The following is a 22,855-nucleotide window of genomic DNA, read 5'->3' as shown; positions in this document are numbered from 1 at the left end:
AAAAACGAGATCCCCATGAGCCATTTCCTGGACAGATTGCGTTATTTCTCCACCACGAGGCCACGCTTTTCCGACGGACACGGTGCCGTCACGGACGAGGACCGAAAATGGGAAGACGGCTACCGGATGCGCTGGCAGCACGACAAGATCGTCCGCTCGACCCACGGCGTGAACTGCACGGGCTCGTGCTCGTGGAAGGTCTATGTGAAAGGCGGGATCGTCACCTGGGAAACCCAGCAGACCGACTATCCGCGCACGCGTCCCGACATGCCGAACCACGAGCCGCGCGGCTGCTCGCGCGGCGCGTCGTACTCCTGGTACCTGTATAGCGCGAACCGCCTCAAGCATCCGATGGTGCGCAGCGCGCTCGTGAAGCTGTGGCGCGAACGCCGCCGCACGCTGGGGCCCGTCGAAGCGTGGCGCTCGATCGTCGAAGACGACGAAGCACGCCGTTCGTACCAGAGCCGGCGCGGGCTCGGCGGCTTCGTGCGCGCGAGCTGGGACGAGGTCAACGAGATCGTCGCGGCCGCGAATGTCCACACTGTGAAGCAGCACGGCCCCGATCGCGTGGTCGGCTTCTCGCCGATTCCGGCGATGTCGATGGTGTCGTATGCGGCGGGCTCCCGCTACCTGTCGCTGATCGGCGGCGTGTGCCTGAGCTTCTACGACTGGTATTGCGACCTGCCGCCCGCGTCGCCGCAGACCTGGGGCGAGCAGACCGACGTGCCGGAATCGGCCGACTGGTACAACTCGACGTTCATCATGATGTGGGGCTCGAATGTCCCGCAGACGCGCACGCCGGACGCGCACTTCCTCGTCGAGGCGCGCTATCGCGGCACCAAGGTCGTGTCGGTGTTCCCCGACTACTCGGAAGGCGCGAAATTCGGCGACCTGTGGCTGCACCCGAAGCAGGGCACCGACGCGGCGCTCGCGCTCGCGATGGGGCACGTGATCCTCAAGGAATTCCATCTGGCGGGGAAGAGCGACTACTTCACCGACTACTGCAAGCGCTACACCGACATGCCATGCCTCGTGCGCCTCGTGCCGCACGGCGACGGCTACGTGCCCGAACGCCTCGTGCGCGCTTCCGACTTCGACGATGCGCTCGACGAGGCCGCCCACCCGGACTGGAAGACCGTGATGATCGACGATGCGAACGGCGAGTTCGTCGTGCCGGTCGGCTCGGTCGGGTTCCGCTGGGGGCAGCAGGACGAAGCCGACAAGGGCAAGTGGAACCTGCGCGGCGAGACGTCGAAGGGCGCGGCGCTCGCGCCGCGGCTGTCGTGCACGGCCGCGCATGACGACGTGGTCGACGTGCTGTTCCCGTATTTCGGCAACCAGCCGCATGCGCATTTCAATTCGACGCAGCACACGTCCGAGCTGTCGCGCCGGATCGGCGTGCGGCGCATCGCGACGCGCAACGGCGACCTGCTGGTCGCGACCGTCTACGACCTGTTCGTCGCGAACTACGGGCTCGACCAGGGCCTCGGCGGCCGCGACGTGGCCGCGAGCTACGACGACGACCTGCCGTACACGCCCGCCTGGCAGGAAGCGATCACCGGCGTGAAGCGCGCGGACGTGATCTCGGTCGCGCGGCAGTTCGCGGAGAACGCGCACAAGACGCAAGGCAAGTCGATGGTGATCATCGGCGCCGGGATCAACCACTGGTTCCACATGGACATGTCGTACCGCGCGATCATGAACATGCTGATCATGTGCGGCTGCGTCGGCAAGCCGGGCGGCGGCTGGTCGCACTACGTGGGCCAGGAGAAGCTGCGCCCGCAGACGGGCTGGACGGCGCTGTCGGGCGCGCTCGACTGGAGCCGCCCGCCGCGCCAGATGAATTCGACGTCGTTCTTCTACGCGCACACCGACCAGTGGCGCTACGACCCGATGGACCCGGCCACGCTGCTGTCGCCGCTCGCGGACAAGTCGCAGTTCCACGGCGCGCCGATCGACTACAACGTGCGCGCGGAACGGATGGGCTGGCTGCCGTCCGCGCCGCAGCTCGCGGTGAATCCGCTGAAGGTCGGCGCGGCGCTCGGCGATCCCGCGCATGCCGGCGCGGAGATCGCGCAGCAGTTGAAGGCGGGCACGCTGAAGATGGCGAGCGAGGACCCCGATGCACCGGAGAACTTCCCGCGCAACCTGTTCGTGTGGCGCTCGAACCTGCTCGGTTCGTCGGGCAAGGGGCACGAGTATTTCCTGAAGCACCTGCTCGGCACGACCCACGGCGTGCAGGGCGAGGATCTCGGTGCAACGGGCGGCAAGCGCCCCGAGGAAGTGACGTGGCATGACGAAGCGCCGCGCGGCAAGCTCGACCTGCTCGTGACGCTCGATTTCCGGATGTCGACGACCTGCATGTACTCGGACGTCGTGCTGCCCACCGCGACGTGGTACGAGAAGGACGACATGAACACGTCCGACATGCACCCGTTCATCCACCCGCTGTCGGCGGCCGTCGATCCCGCGTGGGAATCGAAGAGCGACTGGGAGATCTTCAAGGGGATCGCGAAACGCTTCTCCGAGCTGTGCGACGGGCATCTGGGCGTCGAGCGCGACGTGGTGCTCGCCCCGATCGCGCACGACACGCCGGGCGAGCTCGCGCAGCCGTTCGACGTGCAGGACTGGAAGCGCGGCGAATGCGAGCCGGTGCCGGGCCGCACGATGCCGAACGTGACCGTCGTCGAGCGCGACTATCCGAACACCTATGCGCGCTTCACGTCGCTCGGGCCGCTGATGGACAAGCTCGGCAACGGCGGCAAGGGCATTGGCTGGGACACGAAGGACGAAGTGAAGCTGCTCGGCGAACTCAACTACAAGGTGGCCGACGGCGCGGCGCAGGGGCGACCGCGCATCGACACGGCGCTCGACGCGGCCGAGGTGATCCTCGCGCTCGCGCCCGAGACCAACGGCGAAGTGGCGGTGAAGGCGTGGCGCGCGCTGTCCGGCATCACGGGCATCGACCATACGCACCTGGCCGCCGCGCGTGCGGACGAGAAGATCCGTTTCCGCGACATCCAGGCGCAGCCGCGCAAGATCATCTCGTCGCCGACGTGGAGCGGGATCGAATCCGAGCACGTGTCGTACAACGCCGGCTACGTGAACGTGCACGAGCTGGTGCCGTGGCGCACGATGACCGGCCGCCAGCAGCTCTATCAGGATCATGCGTGGATGCGCGCGTTCGGCGAATCGCTGTGCGCGTACAAGCCGCCGGTCGATACGGGCAGTTACGCGCACATGGTCGGCACGCGTTCGAACGGCAACCCCGAACGGGTGCTGAACTTCCTGACGCCGCACCAGAAGTGGGGGATCCACAGCACCTACACGGACAACCTGCTGATGCTGACGCTGTCGCGCGGCGGCCCGATCGTGTGGATGTCGGAGGACGACGCGAAGGCGATCGGCGCGGTCGATAACGACTGGATCGAGTGCTACAACTCGAACGGCGCATTGTGCGCGCGGGCCGTGGTCAGCCAGCGAATTCCGTCCGGGATGGTGATGATGTACCACGCGCAGGAGAAGATCGTGAACACGCCGGGCTCCGAGATCACCGGCACGCGCGGCGGCATCCACAACTCGGTCACGCGCATCGCGCTGAAGCCGACCCACATGATCGGCGGTTATGCGCAGCTCGCGTACGGCTTCAACTACTACGGCACGGTCGGCTCGAATCGCGACGAGTTCCTGATCGTGCGCAGGATGAACAAGATCGACTGGCTCGATGGCGAAGAGACCGCGGTCGACCCCACAACGCAAGTCCGGGCGGGAGAAACGTCATGAAGGTACGCGCACAGATCGCGATGGTGCTGAACCTCGACAAGTGCATCGGCTGCCATACCTGCTCGGTGACCTGCAAGAACGTGTGGACGAGCCGCGAAGGGATGGAATACGCGTGGTTCAACAACGTCGAGACGAAACCGGGCATCGGCTACCCGAAGGACTGGGAGAACCAGGACCGCTGGCGCGGCGGCTGGAAACGGCGCGCCGACGGCAAGATCGAGCCGCGTCTCGGCAGCAAGTGGCGGCTGCTTGCGCAGATCTTCGCGAACCCGCACCTGCCCGAGATCGATGACTACTACGAGCCGTTCACGTTCGACTACGCGCACCTGCAGGAAGCCGGCAATACGCGCGCGATGCCGGTCGCGCGGCCGCGCTCGGTGATCAGCGGCCAGCGGCTCGAGAAGATCGAGTGGGGGCCGAACTGGGAGGAGATCCTCGGCGGCGAGTTCGAGAAGCGCGCGAAGGACTACAACTTCGAGAATGTGCAGAAGGACATCTACGGGCAGTTCGAGAACACCTTCATGATGTACCTGCCGCGCCTGTGCGAGCACTGCCTGAACCCGGCGTGTGTCGCGTCGTGCCCGTCGGGCTCGATCTACAAGCGCGAGGAAGACGGCATCGTGCTGATCGACCAGGACAAGTGCCGCGGCTGGCGCATGTGCGTGTCGGGCTGCCCGTACAAGAAGATCTACTACAACTGGCAGAGCGGCAAAGCCGAGAAGTGCATCTTCTGTTACCCGCGCATCGAGGCCGGCCAGCCGACCGTATGCTCGGAAACCTGCGTGGGCCGCATCCGCTATCTCGGCGTGCTGCTGTACGACGCCGACCGGATCAGCGAGGCGGCCAGCGCCGAGAACGAGAAGGATCTGTACGAAGCGCAGCTGTCGCTGTTCCTCGATCCGGACGACCCGGCCGTGATCGCGCAGGCCGAGCGTGACGGCGTGCCGGCTGCCTGGATCGACGCCGCGCGGCGTTCGCCGACCTACAAGATGGCGATCGACTGGAAGATCGCGTTCCCGCTGCATCCGGAATACCGGACGTTGCCGATGGTGTGGTACGTGCCGCCGCTGTCGCCGATCAACGCGGCCGCGAACAGCGGTGATCTCGGGATGAACGGCTACCTGCCGGACGTCGAGTCGCTGCGCATTCCGCTGCGCTATCTCGCGAACCTGCTGACGGCCGGCGACGAGGCGCCCGTGAAGCTCGCGCTCGAGCGGCTGCTCGCGATGCGTGCGTTCATGCGTGCGCGCCACGTGGACGGCATCGACGCGCGTGGCGTGCTCGACCAGGTCGGGCTGTCGCTCGCGCAAGTCGAGGAGATGTATCGCTATCTCGCGATCGCGAACTACGAGGATCGTTTCGTGATCCCGACCACGCACCGCGAGTACGCGGAGAACGCGTACGACCTGCGCGCGTCGTGTGGCTTCTCGTTCGGCAACGGTTGCTCGGACGGCCGTTCCGAGGCGAGCCTGTTCAGCCCGAGGAAGGGCAGCAAGACGATTCCGATCCACGAGGCTTCCCGATGATGAGCACCGCACCCGATCCGACCTATGCAGCGCTCGCGGCGCTGCTCGACTATCCCGACGAGGCGCTCGTTACCGCGCTCGACTCGATCGACGCGCACCTGCTCGCGCACGCGCGCCTGCCGAAAACGGTGCGCGCGGGCCTCGACCAGTTCCTCGCGTACGTGCGCGAGCGCGACCTGCTGACGCTGCAGGAGAACTACGTCGGGCTGTTCGACCGTGGCCGCGCGACGTCGCTGTACCTGTTCGAGCACGTGCACGGCGAATCGCGCGACCGCGGGCAGGCGATGGTCGACCTGCTGCAGATGTACGAGCGGCACGGGCTGTTCCTGAACCAGGGCGAACTGCCCGACTACCTGCCGGTGTTCCTCGAATACCTGTCGCGGCTGCCGGCGCCCGATGCGCGCAAGCTGCTTGCCGAAACCGGCGAGATCCTGCGCGCGCTGGCCGGCCAGCTCGCGCAGCGCGGCAGCCATTACGGCTTCGTCGTCGGGGCGCTGCTGCCGATGGCCGGCCTCGCACCGGCCGACGCGCCGGACGCCACCGGCGACGACGTGGCCGCCGAGCGGCCGAGCGCCGCCGACTACCGCGCGCTCGACGCGTCGTATGCGGACGAGGCCGTGCGCTTCGTCGGCGCGGCCACGCCGGCGGAGGAACCGGTGCGCTTCTACGATCAACGGCCTGCGCGGCGCGCGTAGGCGCGCCGGTTCAACAGGGGAAAGCCATGAACGATTACCTGCATCAATTCCTGTTCGGGATCTATCCGTACATCTGTCTCGCCGTGCTGCTGCTGGGCAGCCTGATCCGCTTCGACCGCGAGCAGTACACGTGGAAAAGCGATTCGTCGCAACTGTTGCGCCACGGCATGCTGCGGCTCGGCAGCAACCTGTTCCACTGGGGCGTGCTGGTCGTCGTGCTCGGGCACTTCGGCGGCTTTCTCGCGCCGCACTGGCTCGTGTCGCCGTTTCTTTCCGCGTCCGGGCACCAGCTCGTCGCGATGGTGGCCGGCGGCGCGGCCGGCGTGGCCGCGATCATCGGGCTGACGATCCTGATCTGGCGGCGCCTCGGCGACCCGCGTATCCGCAAGAACAGTCGCAAGTCCGACATCCTGATCGTGCTGATGCTGTGGGTGCAGCTCGCGCTCGGGCTCGGCACCGTCGTGCTGTCGACGCGCCACATGGACGGCGCGATGTTCGAGCAGCTGACCGACTACGTGAAGGGCGTCGTCACGTTCCGGCCGGATATCGCGAGCCTGCTCGTCGGCGTGCCGCTGACGTACCGGCTGCATATCCTGCTCGGCTTCACGATCTTCCTCGTGTCGCCGTTCACGCGGATGGTGCACATCTGGAGCGGCATCGCGTCGGTCGCGTACCTGATCCGCCCGTACCAGCTCGTGCGCAAGCGCTGAGGAGGCACCATGAACGACGTTCTCTCCGAAGCACCGGCCGCGCTGCTGACGATCAACGGTGTCGTGATCGACGATGTGGCCATTGCGGCCGAGGCCGCGCATCACGGCGACGCACCCGATCCGCTCGACGCCGCACGGCGCGCGCTCGCGGTGCGCGAACTGCTGCGGCAGCGCGCGGTGTCGCTCGCGCTGCTCGACGAAGGCGCGCCGCTCGACGACGCGGCCGTCGACGCGTTGCTCGAACGCGAGCTCACGCACCTGCCCGAACCCGATCGCGCGGATTGCGAGCGCTACTACGCGCAGCATCCGGCGCGCTTTCGCCGCAACGACATCGTCTATGCGAGCCACGTGCTGTTCGCGATGACGGACCGCGTGCCGCTCGCGCCGCTGCGACAGCGCGCGGAAGCCGCGCTCGCCGATGTGGTCGCCGCACCCGACACGTTCGAAGCGCTCGCGCGGGCGTCGTCGAACTGCCCGTCGGCGGAAGTGGGCGGTAGCCTCGGGCAACTGCTGCGCGGCGACACGGTGCCGGAATTCGAGGCCGCGCTGTTCGACACCGACGGGCTCGGCGTGCTGCCGAAACTCGTCAATACGCGCTTCGGCTTCCACATCGTGCGCATCGAGCGCCGCGTGCCGGGCGACGCGGTGCCGTTCGACGAAGCCGCCGCGCAGATCGCCGCGTACCTGTCGGAACGCGTGCGGGAGCGGGCGATGCGGCAGTACGTGGCGATTCTCGCGGGCGACGCGCGTGTCGAAGGCGTCGAATTCGACGGCGCGAACGGGCCGCTGGTCCAGTGAAACGGGGTTTGGCGTATGGCAACTCAACAACAAGGTAACGTGGTGCCGGCCGGCGGCGCGCCGGCGATTCCGCTGCGCGCGTGGTCGGTGCTGGCCGCGAGCACGCTCGCGTTCATGGTGTGCTTCGTCGTGTGGATGATGTTCGGCGTGCTCGGCGTGCAGCTGCGTACCGATCTCGGGCTGAACAGCACGGAGTTCGGGCTGCTCACGTCGACGCCCGTGCTGACCGGCGCGCTGATGCGCTTGCCGCTCGGCACGTGGACCGACCGCTTCGGCGGCCGGATCGTGATGACGGTGCTGCTCGTCGTGTGTGCGGTGCCCGTCTATATCGTCAGCTACGCGACGCAGCTGTGGCAGTTCCTGCTGATCGGGCTGTTCCTCGGTTGCGTCGGTGCATCGTTCGCGGTCGGCACACCGTATGTCGCGCGTTTCTTCCCGCCACAGCGGCGCGGGCTCGCGATGGGCGTGTTCGGCGCGGGCACCTGCGGCGCGGCCGTCAACCTGTTCGTCACGCCGCTGCTGCTCAATGCGTACGGCTGGCGCTTCGTGCCGCGCGTCTACGCGGTCGCGCTGCTCGTCACGGCCGCGATCTTCTGGTTCGCGTCGGCGCCGGATCCGGGCGCGGGCAAGCGCGGCGGCTCGTGGCTCGATTCATTCAAGGTGCTGCGCGACCCGCGCGTGTGGCGGCTGTGCCAGTACTACTCGATCACGTTCGGCGGCTTCACCGCGCTGTCGCTGTGGATTCCGCAGTACCTGAAGAGCGAATACGGGATGTCGCTCGTGATGGCGTCCGCGTTCGCGGCCGGCTTCTCGCTGCCGGGCTCGGTGTTGCGCGCGCTCGGCGGTGCGCTGTCCGACCGCTTCGGCGCGCACGCGGTCACGTGGTGGGGGCTGTGGGTCGCGTGGATCGCGCTGTTCCTGCTGTCGTATCCGGCAACCGACTTCGTGATCCACACGATCGACGGCACCGCGACGCTGAATGTGTCGATGCCGGTGGCCGGCTTCGTCGCGCTGACCTTCGTGCTCGGCGCGGTGTTCGCGCTCGGGATGGCCTCGACCTTCAAGTACGTCGCCGACGATTTCGCGGACAACATGGGCGTCGTCACGGGCATCGTCGGGCTCGCGGGCGGGCTCGGCGGGTTCCTGCTGCCGATCCTGTTCGGCGTGCTGCTCGACCTGCTGCGCGTGCGCACGACCTGCTTCATGTTCCTGTACGGGATCGTGTGGGTGTCGCTGATCCTGATCTACCTGTCGGAAGTGCGGCGCACGCCGGTCACGGGCTGACGGGGTGCGGCCGACACGCGCGGGCGCGATGCCGGAGCGATCCGGTGTCGCGCATCGGCGCCTGTCGCGCCCGGAACGCCGTGCGCGACGTATCCGGCCGCGCGCGCTTCTGTCAAACTCGCGGTCATGAAACCGCGCCTCGCCTCACCGCCTTCTCCCGATTCTGCGCCTGCACCCGCAGGCTTTCCCGACGCCGACGAACTGGCTGCGCTGCGTGCGTGGTACGCGGGCATGACCGTGCGCCAGGCCGTCGCGCGCTACCTGCCCGATCGTCTCGGCGAAGGGCGTTCGGCGCGCGGCGTGATCGGCGTCATCCGCCGCCGTCTCGTGCGCGTCGCGCGGCAGGCCGGCCGGCCCGATCTCGCGGAGCGGCTCGGTCATCCCGACGGTGAGCGTTTGCAGGAGGCGAAGGCTGCCGCCGAAGCGATCGGCCTGCTGCGTCATGCGCGCCCGCCGGTCCCGCAGATCAGCGACGACGTCGATCTGTGGCTACCCGCGCGCGCGGTCGTCGCGCTGCGTGCGCACGGGATCGCGACGCTGGCCGATCTCACGGTGCGGATTCCGCGCCGGCGCCAGTGGTGGCGCGCAATCGCGGGCCTCGGCGTGGCCAGCGCGCGGCACATCGAGGCATTTTTCGCCGCGCATCCGGACCTGACCGAACGAGCGCGCGCGCTGATCGCGGCGACGCCGCGCGGCAGCATCGTGCCGTGGGAGCAGTTGAAGCTGCCGCACGAGGTCGACGGCTCGGCCGGCACGTTCCGCGCGCCGCGCGCGACCAGCACGCTCGATGCGGACAACGATTACGCGGCCGTGCACGCGTGGTTGTCGCTGCATGAATCGGCCGCGACACGGCGTGCGTACCGGAAGGAGGCCGAGCGGCTGATCCTGTGGGCGATCGTCGAGCGCGGCCGCGCGCTGTCGTCGCTGACGACCGAGGACGCGGTCGCGTATCGCGCGTTCGTGCGGCGCCCGACACCGCACGAACGCTGGGTCGGGCCCGTGCGGCCGCGCGGTGCGCCCGACTGGCGGCCGTTCTCGGGCGCGCTGTCCGCACGCTCCGCGGCGTACACGCTGTCGGTGCTCGGCGCGCTGTTTCGCTGGCTGATCGAGCAGCGCTACCTGCTCGCGAATCCGTTCGCGGGCGTCAAGGTGCGCGACACGCGCGGCGCGAACGCACTCGACACGTCGCATGCGTTTACCGAAGGCGAGTGGCTGCTCGTGCGCACGATCGCCGACGGGCTCGAGTTCCGCAAGGGCACGAAGGCTGCGCCGCAGTCGGGCTGGACGGCGGCCGCCGCGCAACGGCTGCGCTTCATTCTCGATTTCGGCTATGCGACCGGGCTGCGCGCGAGCGAGCTGGTCGGCGCGACGCTCGGCAACATCGAGACCGATGCGCACGGCGACGCGTGGCTGAAGGTGATCGGCAAGGGCAGCAAGGCCGCACGTGTCGCGCTGCCGCCGCTCGCGCGCACGGGGCTCGACCGTTTTCTGGTCGCACGCCGGCTGCCGGTCACGCCGTCGCGCTGGCGGCCCGACACGCCGCTGATCCCGAGCCTCGCGGAAGAGGGCGAGGCCGCGATCACGAGCGTGCGGTTGTGGAAGGTGATGCAGCGTTTCTTCGCGCAGACGGCCGATCAGGTCGATGCCGACAATCCCGCGCTCGCGCAGAAGCTGCGGCAGGCGAGCCCGCACTGGATGCGTCATACGCATGCGACGCATGCGCTGGCGCGCGGCGCGGAGTTGACGACCGTGCGCGACAACCTGCGACATGCGTCGATTTCCACGACGTCGATTTATCTGCATGGCGACGATGTGAAGCGGGCGCGGCAGATGTCGAGTGCGTTCGCGGCCGACAAATAACGGCGTCGTGCGGATCGGGCAGGGGCTGCCTGCGCGTCGTCAGGTCGCCTGTCGGCTTGCGTCCGGCTGTGCGAGGTGCTGCGCCGCGCGCGCCACGACCGCATGACGATCGGGCCGCACGCGCTCGAACAGCGCGGACACCGACGCGAGCACGTCCGGTGCGGCCCGCTCCGGACGCCCGCAGTCGAACGGCGGCTCGGGCGCGTATTCGATGCCGAGCTGTACCGCTTGCGCGTAGGCCGGGCCGGCGATGTCGGCCATCACCGACAGCGCCATGTCGATGCCGGCGGTGACGCCGCCACCGGTGATGACCGGGCCGTCACGCACCACGCGGCCGGTGTCGACGATCGCGCCGAACGGCGGCAGCAGGTCGCGCCACGCCCAGTGGCAGGCGGCCCGCCGGCCGTGCAGCAAGCCGGCCGCGCCGAGCACCAGCGACCCGCTGCACACGGAGGTAACATAGCGGGCGCCCTGCGCGAGCCGGCGCACCTCGCGAACGAACGCATCGTCGGCGATCGCGTCGATCACGCCGAGCCCGCCCGGCACGCAGACGAGATCGGCGTGTGCGATGTCGGCAAGCCGCTCGATCTCGGCGATAAGCAGGCCGCTGTCCGCGCGAATCGATCCGCCGCGCACCGAAGCCCGGTGAATCCGCGCGCCGGGCAGACGCCAGAACACTTCGTCCGGCCCGGTGAAATCGAGCTGCGTGACATGATCGAACAACGCGAATACGACGATGAACGGTGGGGTGGCCATCACGATTTCCCGAAGACATGAATGGCCTGTAGCATCGGGCCGCGTGCCGTCCGTCGCAATGTCATTTCTCCCGCACTTTCTGCCATGACCCATCGCGTCGCCATGCTCGTGTATCCCGGCTTCCAGTTGCTGGATGCCGCCGGGCCCGTTGCCGCGTTCGAGATGGCCGACTACGCGCGTGCGCCGTATTACGCGGTTCGCATCGTCGCGGTGCAGCCGGGGCTGGTCCGCAGTTCGTCGGGCGTGAGCTGGCACGCCGAGCCGTTGCCGGACGCGGCGGACCTCGATACGTTGCTGGTCGCGGGCGGCGATGGTGTCGATGCCGCGATGGCAGACGACGCGACGTGCGCGTTCGTCCGGCGCTGCGCGGCGCGCGGCATCCGCGTGGCGAGTGTCTGTTCGGGCAGCCTGCTGCTGGCCGCGGCCGGTTTGCTGGACGGCCGGCTGGCGACGACGCACTGGGGCTGCGGCGAGCGCTTCGCGCAGGCGTTTCCGCAGGTCCGGCTGGCGCTCGACCGCATCTACGTGAACGACGGGCCGTTCTGGACGAGCGCCGGCATCACGGCCGGCATCGACCTGACGCTCGCGCTGATCGGCGAGGATCGCGGCGAGCGGCTGGCGCGCGCGGTCGCGAAACGGCTGGTCGTGTACTACCGGCGCCCCGGCGGGCAGTCGCAGTTCTCGGCGCTGATCGAACTCGACAGCGCGCAAGGGCGCTTCCAGCCGTTGCTCGACTACATTCGCCGCAATCTCGGCGCGCGCTTGCGCGTGAGCGACCTGGCCGAGCAGGCGTGCATGAGCCCGCGTCAGTTCGCGCGGGCGTTCCAGACGGAAACCGGCGTCACGCCGGCCAAGGCGGTCGAGAAACTGCGCGTGGAAGCCGCCCGCGCCGCGCTGGAAAGCGGTGCGGCATCGCTGCAGCGTGTGGCGAACGAGTGCGGGTTCGGCGATACGGAGAACATGCGGCGCAGTTTCCAGCGCTGGCTGGGCGTTGCGCCGTCTGCGCTGCGATCGTAGACGGGCGTGGTCGCACCGTCGCACCGTCAATCGCGATCGTCTCGCTCAGTCGTGAGCCGTCATGTAATTGTCAGGGCGCAGGGCGTTGCGGGTTGGGACGACCCGTCGCCGGTGCCTGAATGTGCGTTCCGCAGACGAATGGATGACGCACGACAGCGCATCTGCGAATCAGGCGGAACGGTCCGGCGCACGCCACGGTCATAACCATTTTTCCGGGAGCAGTGAATGGCATCGAGCCAAAGCACAGTCGATTTCATCGTCGAGCAGATGGCGGCAGCCGGTACGGTATCGGCACGCAAGATGTTCGGCGAATACGGTATTTATTGCGACGGCAAGATGGCCGCGCTCGTCTGCGACGATCGGCTGTTCGTCAAGCCGACGCCCGAAGGCCGCGCGTTTCTCGGCACCTGCGAAGAAGGTTCGCCGTACCCGGGCGCGAAGCCGCACCTCGTCATCTCCGGCGAACGCTGGGACGATCGCGAATGGCTGTCGGCGCTGATCCGGATCACCGCCGCGCAGTTGCCGGTGCCGGTGAAGCGGAGCCGATAGCGGCCCTTTCGCGTGCAATGTTGCGCTGCGGCCAGGCGTATTCTGTGACACATGTGCGCGACCATCGCGCGCCAGGCGGGAGCACAAGAATGAAGACATCCGGACATCCGCGCGGCATGTGGCTGGCTCGCCGCGCGTGGCACGCGCTCGTCGCGGCCCTGTGCGTTGGCTGGAGCGCGCAGTCGTTCGGCGCGGACGATGCGGCGACGCTGCTCGACCGTTACCGCAGCCTCGGCCCGCAACTGAAGGACAACGCGTTTCACCGGCCGCTGGTCCTTGAATCGGCGGAAGCGTCGTCGTCGCTGAAGGGCGACATCTACGCGGTGGTCGATTATCCGTACGCGGTCGTGAGCAGCCAGCTCGACGAGCCTGCGCAGGGGCCCGCGAACTGGTGCGCGGTGCTGATCCTGCACTTGAACACGAAGTACTGTCATGCGTCGAGCGGCAGCAACGGCCCGGTGCTCGACGTGAACCTCGGCCGCAAGATCCAGCAGAAGCTGTCGGACACCTATCGCGTGCAGTTTCGCTATCGCGTGGCGGCCGCGACGCCCGACTATTTCCAGGTCGACCTGACCGCCGACAGCGGCCCGATGGGCACGAAGGACTACCGGATCGCGCTGGAAGCCGTGCCGGTCGGCGCGTCGCGCACGTTCCTGCATCTCACGTATTCGTATGGCTTCGGCACGATCGGCCGCATGGCGATGAAGACCTACCTCGCGACCGTCGGCAGCGACAAGGTCGGCTTCACGACCGTCAGCGGCGGATCAGCCGCGCAGCCGCAGTACATCGGCGGCGTGCGCGGGCTGCTGGAGCGCAACACGATGCGTTATTACCTCGCGATCGACACGTATCTCGCGACGCTCGACAAGCCGCTCGACCAGCGCCTCGCGCGCTGGTTCGATGCGACCGAGCAGTATCCGCAGCAACTGCATGAGGTCGAGCGCGGCGCATATATGCAGATGAAAGCGCAGGAGGTGCAGCGGCAGCAGGCGGTGCGGTAAGCAATGTGCATGCGTGATGGCGTGCAGCAAGCGGACAGCCTCGTGTACGGCGCCCACGTGGCTGGGGTGACGTGAAAGAATCCTTGGGCGCGAGTTGCGGACACAATTCGGCACTGTTTTGTCTGGAGCGTGTCGGGGTCGATTATTCGCAATCACCATCCGGAAATCACGTAATGCTTCGCGCGCTATCTGTTTGTCCGTGTGACTAGGCAGAATCAGCGAATTCGACGGAAGAGTGTCTTGTCGCGCTTCCGCGTGACTGTGGAATAAGATCCTGTCGTGATCGAACGAAGGGGACTGAGGGCGACGAGGGCGCAACGGCTTAGGGAACCTGTCCGGATCTGTTCGAATCACGCTTGGCGTAACCGCCGAAGGTCACGTTCAAAAAATAATCACGAAATTCGCATCGGGGAAATCATATGGGAGCAATAGGAAACAGCCTGGTCGGTATAGGTGTGCTTGCATCGCTGATCGGTATTGGCGGTTTTGTAGACACGCGCAAGGTAGATCGAAGATTCAAGACCGGCTATAAGAACAACGAGCCGGATTCTAGAAATTTTGTCCGGTCGGGCAAGATTTTGTTATGTGGTATCGGTCTATTTGTATTCGGACTAGTGGTTAACCGCATATCGGATTCGGACGTGCCAGCGACCGGAAACGACGTGACGCACGAAGTCCGGGCAGCGGGGGATTTTCCCACCGCAGATTCAGCTAAACCAACAAACGAGAATGTGCTGTCGGAGGTGCATGCATCAGCTGAACCGGCATCGAGTGTGTCCAAGTCTGAGCGTCCGTCATTCGAAATATCCGAGCAGAACAGCGGCGCCTCCGAAGCGCCGGCCGATCGTGCCGTGCAAACACGTACTTTTGCGACCGGTTTCGACTGCTCACGAGCATCGCACGATGACGAAGCGGCTGTCTGTCATGATCCGGGTTTGGCCGCAATGGACCAGCGGTTGGCTCAGCTGTATGCGGCTGCATTGCAAACCGTCTCGGATCCGGAGGCTCTCCGGCAATCCGAGTCAGACTGGATCGCCACCCGACATCAATGTGGCAAGGACCTTGATTGCTTGCGTCGCGTATACGGCGAGAGAATTGGTCAATTCGTGGGATCGGTAGGTTCGAAGCCTTTGCTTCCCGAGGACGGGAAATAGATTCGCTTCGGCGCGGAAGGCCCAGGCGCGCGGTGAACGCCGCGCCCGGAACACTTACTTCAGTGTGCGCACGACTGTTTCCATGCCGGGCGTATGGTCCAGTTCGGCCACCACCTTGAGCGGTACCTCGCCCACCCCCATTGCCCGTTCGATCAGCAAGTCGTCGCCATGTTGGGCCAGCAACGCCTGCAACCGGCCGAACTCGCCACACCAGAGCGTTTCGACATCCTTGTCGCGAGCAACGTCGCGATTCGCGACGAGGGAGACGGCCCGAACCTGCAGGCGACCGGCCTGAGCCTGACCGCCGACTTCGACACCATAATCCGGCAGCGAAGGTTTCTTGACGACGACCCGGCCGTCCTTCGCCCATGCGGTGGCCATACCCTCATGCACTTCGTAGCCGAGTCGCGCCAGGCCGCTCAGGATCGCGTTGCGCCGAGCCTCCGCTGCCTGTTGCTGTCGCACCTGCGCGATCAGGTCCTGCCCGGCTCGGGTCAACTCGGCCACGACGTCCGGCGAGGTGGCGATATCGCATTGTCGAGCGCGTTCGACAAAATTCGCCGCGTCTGCCGTGTGGCAAGCCCGAAGCTCCGCCGTCAGTTCTTCCAGTGCCGCGATCGCCGCGCGCCGTGCGCGGGCGGCCTCGATGGCACTCGACAGGTCGAGGATCAGGCTGTCGAGCAACAGGCTCTTGCGCGCGTCGTTCACCTCGTCTTCGAGCGCATCCAGTCTCGACGAGAACCCGGCGACGGCTTGCGAATCCAGAAATACCCGTGCCTCTCCGATCTGTCGATCGAGACGGTCGATGGACGGATCACGAGACGCCGCCCGTTGCGCGGCTTTCCAGGTCTCGAAGTCCGCCGATGCTTCGGCGGGCATCAGGCGATTCGCCAGCGCCCGTTGCGCATCGCTGAGTGTGCGTCCCACAGCCGGCGTCAGCAGGGCGAACCCTTGCGCGAGCAGCGCATCGGCATGCTCGAGCAGGTCGCCCGAGCGCAGGCGATCGAGCTGGCCATGAAGCTCGGCTGGAATCTCGATCCCTTTCGCTTCCAGTGCGCCGAGCAAGGTCGCCGCGCTGTGCCGTCCTTGCCGCCGGCGTTTCGCTGCCTGCTCGGCCTGCTCGACTGCCACCTGTTGACGCCGGACGAGATCGGCCTTCAGGAAAGCAATCTCGTCGGGCACTTTCTTCTGCAAATCCACGAACGCGTCGGCGGCGATCAATGCGCCCAGCGCTTCACGCCGAGCCCGGGTCGCCGCGATCTCATCGTCCGACAGCACGCCGGTACGTCGGCCTTCGGCAATCCAGGTGGCGATGGCCTGGTCGAGGCGCTGCAGATGTCCTTCGCAGATCGCGACGATTTCCTCGCGTGTCACGATCCGGACGACTTTCGGGCCGCTCATGCCATCACCTCCTGGTTCAGCGCCTGCGCGACGGCGGCTTTCAGGCGAGCCTTCTCTGTCTCCGGTGCGTGATACCAGGCTTGCGACGACACGCGATGCAGTGTCGGAATGGCGCGTCCCAGCACGGACGGCCGCCAGATTTCCCGGGCACGCGCATGTTCGAGCAACGGATGACGCGGTGCATCGCATTCGATGCCGATCGCATAAAGGCCGGTTTCCGGATTGGCGATCGCAAAATCAAGCCCGAAGGCGTCGCCTTCCTGTGCGGGCACCGGTGACAGGCCGAGCGCCTGCAGATAAGCCAGCACATCTTCCGCGAAGCCGTCGACGGCACCCGTCTGCCGCAACTTCGCATGTGCCCGTTCGCTGCTCATGCGGCCAAGCAATGCGCGGCCGGCAGGCAGTTCACCGTTCGACATGGCGCGTGCGTATTCCATATAGCCCTGAAGATAATCGCGCGGAATCGCCGGCTTGCGCTGCGTCGTGAGCATGTCGGAGATCTCGCGGATCGGCATCGACGTGATGAGCACGACTTTATGGCGGGCACGCGTCACGGCCACGTTGAGACGCCGTTCGCCGCCGCTCTGGCCCAGCACGCCAAACAAGCGCCGGAAGGTGCCCTGGCCGTTGCGCCCGAAGGTCGTGGAGAAGACGATGATGTCGCGTTCGTCGCCCTGGACATTCTCGACGTTCTTCACGAAGACGGCCATGTCCTCGCCGCGATCGGTTCGCTCGAGTTCCTCGCGATACGCGTCGCGGAATGCTTCATCCTCTTCCGCGCGCTGCTCCAGGCGCTCCAGGATGAGGTCGGCCTGCTTGCGGTTGAACGTGACCACACCGACGGACGGGCGCTGTGCGTAAGGCTGTTGCCACAGTTTCGCCAGATAGGCGACCACGCGATCCGCTTCGTCGCTGTTGGTCTGCTGCTCGTAAAGGCCATTCACCTGGATGAGTTCGAGCGGCTTCACCTCGCGCACCGTGGCATCCGGGTGACGGACCGGCACACTGAGGTTGTTCTCGTAGAACGCGGCGTTTGAATAGCCGATCAGCTCCCGATAGGCCGAACGATAGTGGATCTGCAGCGTCGACACGGGCAGTGCGCTCCGTGCCAGTTGCAGCACGTCAGGGCAGTCCTTGATTTCGCGTCGGTTCCAGGTGTCCTCGAAGCGCTCGCGTTCGTCTTCCGTCGCGGCCTCGTCAGGTTGCTCGCCGTCGAAGATGTCGGTCTCGTCGCTTTCCGCCCGGCTCGAAAAGAACGCCGTCGGCGGCATTTGCTTCTCGTCGCCGCTGACGATCGACAGGTTGCCGCGGAACAGCGTCGGAATCGCGTATTCCACCGGCATCTGCGAGGCCTCGTCGTAGACGACGGAATCGAACAGCCCCGATTTCAGCGGCAGTACGCGGCTCGCGACGTCGGGGTTCATCAGCCAGACGGGCCGCAGCGCCATCAGGCCCAGCCCCGTACCGAGTTCGATGAATTCGCGCAGGCGCCGGGAGCGCCGGCCGGTCAAACGCGTCACGTCCTCCCAATCGCGCGCCGAACCCAGTCGGCCGTGGTCGATGCCGTTGCGAAGCATCTCGCGGTTCAGGCGCCGCATTTCCGCGTCGGCGGCCGCGAGTGCGTCGATCTTGGCGGCCGTTTCGCTCTGGTCGAGCAGCAGCTCGGGATGGTCCTGCTCCATGCGCCGCTTCCATCCGAGCCGCGCCTCGCGGTTGACCATGCGCCGCACGGCGTCGTCGAGGTGCTCTGGCGGCACGCGCGTCAGCGCGTCTTCGTGGTCGCGCATGATCGCAAACACGTCGAGTGCGTCGGCGCTGACATGCCGTGCCCGGGTGCGGAATTGCTGATACGCGGCCAGCGTCGGCAACGCATCGCCGATTCGGTTCAACGGCGCCTGATAACTGATGTTGTCAGCGATGGCCTGCCGACAGGCGGTGACGAGTTCTGCCGAGAGCCACTCATCGAGCAGCCTCAGCGCCCGAAGGCTATGCTGGCGCGCGTTGTGCCGCACGAACGCGGTCTCGAAACCGTCGAGCAACTGTTCGACGGGTGCCCGATCACCGGTCATCACGGCCGAGTCGAACTCGTCGCCGCGTGGCGCGATTGCCAGATGCTGCGCGAGTTCGCGGATTTCTTCGAGCTGGCGCAGGCGGGTCAGGCAGGCATCGGCGAGCGCCGGCCCGCAGGCCGGCTCGACCGTCTCGAGGTGCAATGCCCGGCTGATCGTGTTCAAGGTGTCGCGCAGCGGCCGCCAGGCCTTTTCGAGCCGGGTGGCGGCCAGCAGCTTGCGGAGCGTCTCGTCGGTCGCGGGCGCGCCGCAGCCGGTGACGAACTTCATCAGGCGGCCACGCCGCAGATACGTGACCGGGTTCAGGCGGCGCAAGAGAGACGGGGCGCGAGTCGCCAACGTCGCCTGGGCTTCGAGCTTGCGGAGCGCGGGATCCGGCAGGAGTGCGACGGCAGCCGACAGCACCGCATCGAAGCCGCTGGTCTCGACGGCCAACAGATCGCGATGCAGGGTGCCGAGCGCCGTGTAATACCGATGGCCTTCCGCATCCGCATTGCCGGCCGGTCGGAACAAGGGCAGCCATTGAGCCAGCCGTTTGCGTTGCGTCTCGTCCAGCGCGACGAGGCGACCGGCGTTCGCATCGAGCCAGGCCCGATACGGGGCGGGGTCGTCGACATCGAAGCGCGCGGGATGCGCGGCGAGCGTCTCGATCCGCAGGCGCTCCGCGTCGCGGAAGTCCGCGAAGATCGCATTGAACGCGTCGAGCGTGGCGGCATCGGTCGCGAACGATTTCACTTGTGCCAATGGGCTGCCCTCGAACTTCGACGGTAGCCAGTAGCGGGCGAGCGGTGCGCAGTGTTCTTCCAGCGTAGTCAGTGCCGAAATATCCAGCGTGGCAAGCCGGGTACGCAACTGCGGCACGCTGACCGGCGGCGTGCCGGCTTCGAGCCGGATCAGTTCGCCGAGCAGCGCCCGATAGCTGAGGCCGGTCGATTCGTCGACGTGATGCAGTGCGGCATGCTGGCGGTCGAGTTCGCCCTCGAGGGCCTCGATTCTCGCGGCCATGCGTTCACGCTGGCGTATCGCGCCGTGGTCGAACACGGCGCCGCGAAAGATCGCATCCAGTTGCTCGCGGACGGCTCGAATCGTCGGCTCGCGGTCCTTGTTGACGTCGTTGAGCATCACGATGCGATCGCCCAGGCCTTCCGCGACGAGACGCTTGCGAACGACTTCCAGCGCGGCATGCTTCTGGCAGACGATCAGCAGGCTGCGGCCTTGTCCGATCGCGTCGGCGACCATGTTGACGATCGTCTGGCTCTTGCCGGTACCGGGCGGCCCTTCGACCAGCAATCCGGGGCCCTGACGCGCCTGCAGGATCGCCGCTTCCTGCGACGGATCGCTTGCCACCGTCAGGAATCGGTCGAGCTCGGTCGACGTGGCCTCCGACGCATCGTAGTCGGATTTGTCCTTGAGCCGCAGCATCGATTCGAGCGCCGTGCCGGACGGCGACAATTGCTTGAGCTGGCGCAGATCCTCGCCGATGGCCTGGCCGGCGAAGTCGACGTGAAACAGCACGCCGGCACAGGCGAGGCGCGTCGCGCCGGCGGGCACGTCGAGGGTCGGCAACGGCAGCGCACCGAGTTTGCGGCTTTCCACGTCGGCCAGCAGGCCGAACGCATCGACCACGTCGGCCGCTTTCAACGCGGAACGTCCGAGCACCTCGTCGGCTGCGACACGCCACGCCTTGACGGCCTCGCGTCCCAGCAGGCCCTCGAGTGCCGGATTCAGGCGAACCTCCTCGCGCTCGCCGTCGAAAGCCATTGCCACCTGGCGTCGCGTGCCGAGCTCCATCAGCAGTTTGACCGGCCACAACAGGACGGGGGCGATGCGCGGGCGCGTCGTGCTGCGATGATCCTTGTAAAGCAGGAACGGGAAGCCGAGATAGAGGCCGTCAATGCCGGTATCCCGCTTGTAGAGCGAGGTCTGCCGGTACAGCGTGTTCAACCGGCCTTCGAGCGTTCCGCCGGCACCGAATACGGCCGGGTCCACCGATACCGTCTGGACATTGCGCTGGAGCAGATGGTCGAGCAGCGCGGTGCTGGCGAATCGCTCGCCGTTCAGTTCGTGAAGATCGACCCGCCCCGTGGTCTTGCCGATGGTCATCCGCACCAATGGGCCGCGCAATACGGTCGTGGCGACTTTTTTCTCGAAGAAGTCGAGGATCTGCGACACGTATTGCTGCTTCTGCGGCTCCAGCCACTGCTCGGCGGGCACCGACAACAGAACGACCACTTCGTGCAGCGGCAAGCGACGTTCCAGCCGGAACTGCTCCGCCCATTCGTCGACTGTCGGGTTTCCGGTTCGCGCGAATCCGGCGATGCGCTCGTCGACGGCATGGAACAGGTCGACGCGCGGCAGCGCAAGCGCGATCCGGGCAGCCTGGCGATCGAAGACCAGAATTTGCTCTCGCTCCGCGAGGGCCGCCGCCTGGTCGAGGATCTCGTCGACCGAGCGAAACTGCGAAATGGCCGCGCTCAGCAGAACGATCAGGTCTTCCTCGCTGAGGATGCGGCGTTCCGACAGCGACAGCAGGCCGTGATGATCGGAATCCGGCAACAACAGGCGTCGCTCTTCCCATTGCGCGGCCAATTGGGCGCGCGACGTGGAAAGCAGCGCGATGCGCACCAGGTCCTCGTTCAGTTCGATGCCCAGTTGCGCGGCCCGGTGTCGCACTTCGTCGGCTCGAGCGCGTAGCCTGGACAGCCAGCTTTCCGTGCCCAGCCGCGCCAGGAACGTCGGCACCGGCCCGGTCACCAGGTCGTAACCTTCCAGCGGGTTGTGCAGCAACCAGCCGGGCGTGACGATGTCGCCGCGCAGAATGAGCGGCATGTCGGGATTCAACAGCTTGAGCGCGATCATCAGGCGGCCATCGTCATCGACGCCGTCGAGTTGCGCGACCTGACGCAGGCCGGCCAGCACTTTCGCGCCGGCACCGGCTTGTTCCGCCCATGTCAGGACAACGCCGCGGTTCAGGTGATCGCGCGCCGCTTCCCAGTTCTCGCGCTCCGCCGCGGCGAGCGCGAAGATCGCCGGCTTGCGATATTGCCGGGCGCCCAAGGCGATGCTGGCGCCTTCGTCGCCATCGGCATCGATCGTTGCTGCCGACGGCGCATCGACCGGTTTGCCGTCCAGCCAGGCCTTGACTTGCGGCCACTGCCAGCGTTGATGCCGGTCACGCGCGAGCAGGCCTCGCAGCAACAGGTGAAGCGAGGGATCCAGATCGTCCGGCAACGTGACGCCGTTGGCCAGCACGTGAATCAGAAACGCGCGCGGGTTGATGCCCTCGAAGCAGCGGCCGTCGGTCAGCTGCTCGAGCAGGATCATGCCGAGGCTCCACCAGTCCGATGCCGCGGCGACACCGCCTGCAATGGCCTCGGGCGCCATATAGCGCGTCGTTTCGAGCGGCGAGACGATATCGAGATCGAATTCGGACAGCCGTGCCGAACCGAAGCCGCTGATGACGAGATCCAGCGGTTCGCGGCTGCGCACCAGCAGCGTGCCGGGCCGCAGGTCCCGATGCCGCAGCCCCACGTCCGAAAACGCCTGCAGGGCCTGGCCCAGTTCATCGACCACCCGGCGGATCGTCGCGCGATCGCGTACGGCCATGCCGAGATCCGCCAGCGTCCCGCCACTCATCTCCTCGGCGACTTCGTACGCTCGTTGATCCCAGCGTCCGGTAGCGATGATCTCCGGTACGTGCTCGCGCGGCAGGCGGCGCACCACGTCGTAGACTGCCGGGTCCGGTTCCGCGCCCGGTCGATACAGCGTCAGCACGGCCTGCCTGCCGGTCGCGTCCTGCTGGGCCACGTAGCGTTCGCGCACGCCGTCCGTGCTGGAAATCTGACGCAACAACCGCCAGCCGTCGATCCGCGTTTCTTCGATGGGCGGCGGCGCGTCCTCCGCCGAGCTGCCGGCAGGAACCTCGGTGCCGGAGCCGAGCCGCTGCGCGTCGGCGGGCGCGGCCGGATCCGCGCCGCATTCGAGGCACATGAGGTCGCCGTTGTTCATCGGATGTCCGTTCGTACACGACAACGAGGGCGGCACGGCGGATCCGGTTGTGTCCGCAACCCCTTGCTGGCTGACCGTCTCGACCGTGACGACATCCTGGGGGCGCCAGCCGTTCGCCCGGATCGGTACGCCTGACAAGTCCCAGTTGCAAACGGCATCGCCGACCGTGCCGGCACAGTACCACTCGTCCACCGACCGCTCGGTTCGGCAATTCGGGCAAAAACGCATCATGGCTGACATTTCC

Annotated in this window: 14 protein-coding genes; 11 read left to right on the top strand and 3 right to left on the bottom strand. The window is 66.8% G+C overall.

Annotated features, from left to right (window positions below; translation table 11 throughout):
* The first annotated feature begins 15 nt into the window (after positions 1-15).
* From LGN19_RS35050 to LGN19_RS35020, 7 genes are all read left to right on the top strand, one after another.
* Entirely contained in the window at positions 16-3,783 is a 3,768-nt protein-coding gene (locus LGN19_RS35050; RefSeq protein ID WP_226219761.1) for a nitrate reductase subunit alpha, read from the top strand.
* The gene (narH, locus tag LGN19_RS35045) at positions 3,780-5,309 is read left to right on the top strand and encodes a nitrate reductase subunit beta (RefSeq protein ID WP_122950513.1); all 1,530 of its coding nucleotides are present in this window, start codon (positions 3,780-3,782) and stop codon (positions 5,307-5,309) included. The genes LGN19_RS35050 and narH overlap by 4 nt, the downstream gene beginning before the upstream one ends.
* Positions 5,309-6,004 (top strand): nitrate reductase molybdenum cofactor assembly chaperone, encoded by a 696-nt coding sequence (gene narJ / locus LGN19_RS35040; protein ID WP_226219799.1) that lies wholly within the window; start codon positions 5,309-5,311, stop codon positions 6,002-6,004. The genes narH and narJ overlap by 1 nt, the downstream gene beginning before the upstream one ends.
* A gap of 26 nt (positions 6,005-6,030) precedes the next feature.
* Positions 6,031-6,714 carry a respiratory nitrate reductase subunit gamma gene (narI, locus tag LGN19_RS35035; protein WP_043192090.1) on the top strand — a complete coding sequence of 228 codons (684 nt, stop codon included), beginning with the start codon at positions 6,031-6,033 and terminating at the stop codon, positions 6,712-6,714.
* Between the two features lie 9 nt (positions 6,715-6,723).
* On the top strand, positions 6,724-7,512 hold the full coding sequence (locus tag LGN19_RS35030; protein WP_226219760.1) for a peptidylprolyl isomerase: 789 nt from the start codon (positions 6,724-6,726) through the stop codon (positions 7,510-7,512).
* Positions 7,513-7,527: 15 nt separating this feature from the next.
* Positions 7,528-8,796 carry an MFS transporter gene (locus LGN19_RS35025; protein WP_122950515.1) on the top strand — a complete coding sequence of 423 codons (1,269 nt, stop codon included), beginning with the start codon at positions 7,528-7,530 and terminating at the stop codon, positions 8,794-8,796.
* A gap of 126 nt (positions 8,797-8,922) precedes the next feature.
* A complete protein-coding gene (locus LGN19_RS35020) occupies positions 8,923-10,656 on the top strand; it encodes a site-specific integrase (protein WP_226219759.1) in 1,734 nt (577 codons plus the stop codon).
* 39 nt (positions 10,657-10,695) lie between these two features.
* On the opposite strand, the gene LGN19_RS35015 is transcribed toward LGN19_RS35020, so the two are convergent.
* Positions 10,696-11,412, bottom strand: coding sequence for a DJ-1/PfpI family protein (locus tag LGN19_RS35015; protein ID WP_226219758.1), 717 nt, complete (start codon positions 11,410-11,412; stop codon positions 10,696-10,698).
* Positions 11,413-11,496: 84 nt separating this feature from the next.
* On the opposite strand from LGN19_RS35015, the gene LGN19_RS35010 reads away from it, so the two are divergent.
* The 4 genes from LGN19_RS35010 to LGN19_RS34995 all read left to right on the top strand — a co-directional run bounded on the left by LGN19_RS35010 (position 11,497) and on the right by LGN19_RS34995 (position 15,133).
* A complete protein-coding gene (locus LGN19_RS35010; RefSeq protein ID WP_226219757.1) occupies positions 11,497-12,429 on the top strand; it encodes a GlxA family transcriptional regulator in 933 nt (310 codons plus the stop codon).
* 225 nt (positions 12,430-12,654) lie between these two features.
* Complete coding sequence (locus tag LGN19_RS35005) at positions 12,655-12,978, top strand: TfoX/Sxy family protein (protein ID WP_174957380.1); 324 nt, start codon at positions 12,655-12,657, stop codon at positions 12,976-12,978.
* Between the two features lie 89 nt (positions 12,979-13,067).
* A complete protein-coding gene (locus LGN19_RS35000; RefSeq protein ID WP_174957379.1) occupies positions 13,068-13,979 on the top strand; it encodes a hypothetical protein in 912 nt (303 codons plus the stop codon).
* A 455-nt stretch (positions 13,980-14,434) separates the two neighbouring features.
* Positions 14,435-15,133 carry a lysozyme inhibitor LprI family protein gene (locus LGN19_RS34995; RefSeq protein WP_226219756.1) on the top strand — a complete coding sequence of 233 codons (699 nt, stop codon included), beginning with the start codon at positions 14,435-14,437 and terminating at the stop codon, positions 15,131-15,133.
* 54 nt (positions 15,134-15,187) lie between these two features.
* Here the strand turns inward: LGN19_RS34995 and LGN19_RS34990 are convergent, their stop codons facing one another.
* Together LGN19_RS34990 and LGN19_RS34985 are read right to left on the bottom strand one after the other, a co-directional pair.
* Positions 15,188-16,534 carry a hypothetical protein gene (locus LGN19_RS34990; protein ID WP_226219755.1) on the bottom strand — a complete coding sequence of 449 codons (1,347 nt, stop codon included), beginning with the start codon at positions 16,532-16,534 and terminating at the stop codon, positions 15,188-15,190.
* A complete protein-coding gene (locus LGN19_RS34985; protein ID WP_319000677.1) occupies positions 16,531-22,842 on the bottom strand; it encodes an AAA domain-containing protein in 6,312 nt (2,103 codons plus the stop codon). Before LGN19_RS34985 ends, LGN19_RS34990 begins: the two co-directional genes overlap by 4 nt.
* Between the last annotated feature and the right edge of the window lie 13 nt (positions 22,843-22,855).

The organism is Burkholderia sp. AU30198 (assembly GCF_020419825.1).
Lineage (GTDB): Bacteria > Pseudomonadota > Gammaproteobacteria > Burkholderiales > Burkholderiaceae > Burkholderia.
Note: the sequence above shows the minus strand (reverse complement) of the source record. Positions and strands in the feature narration are given on the sequence as shown.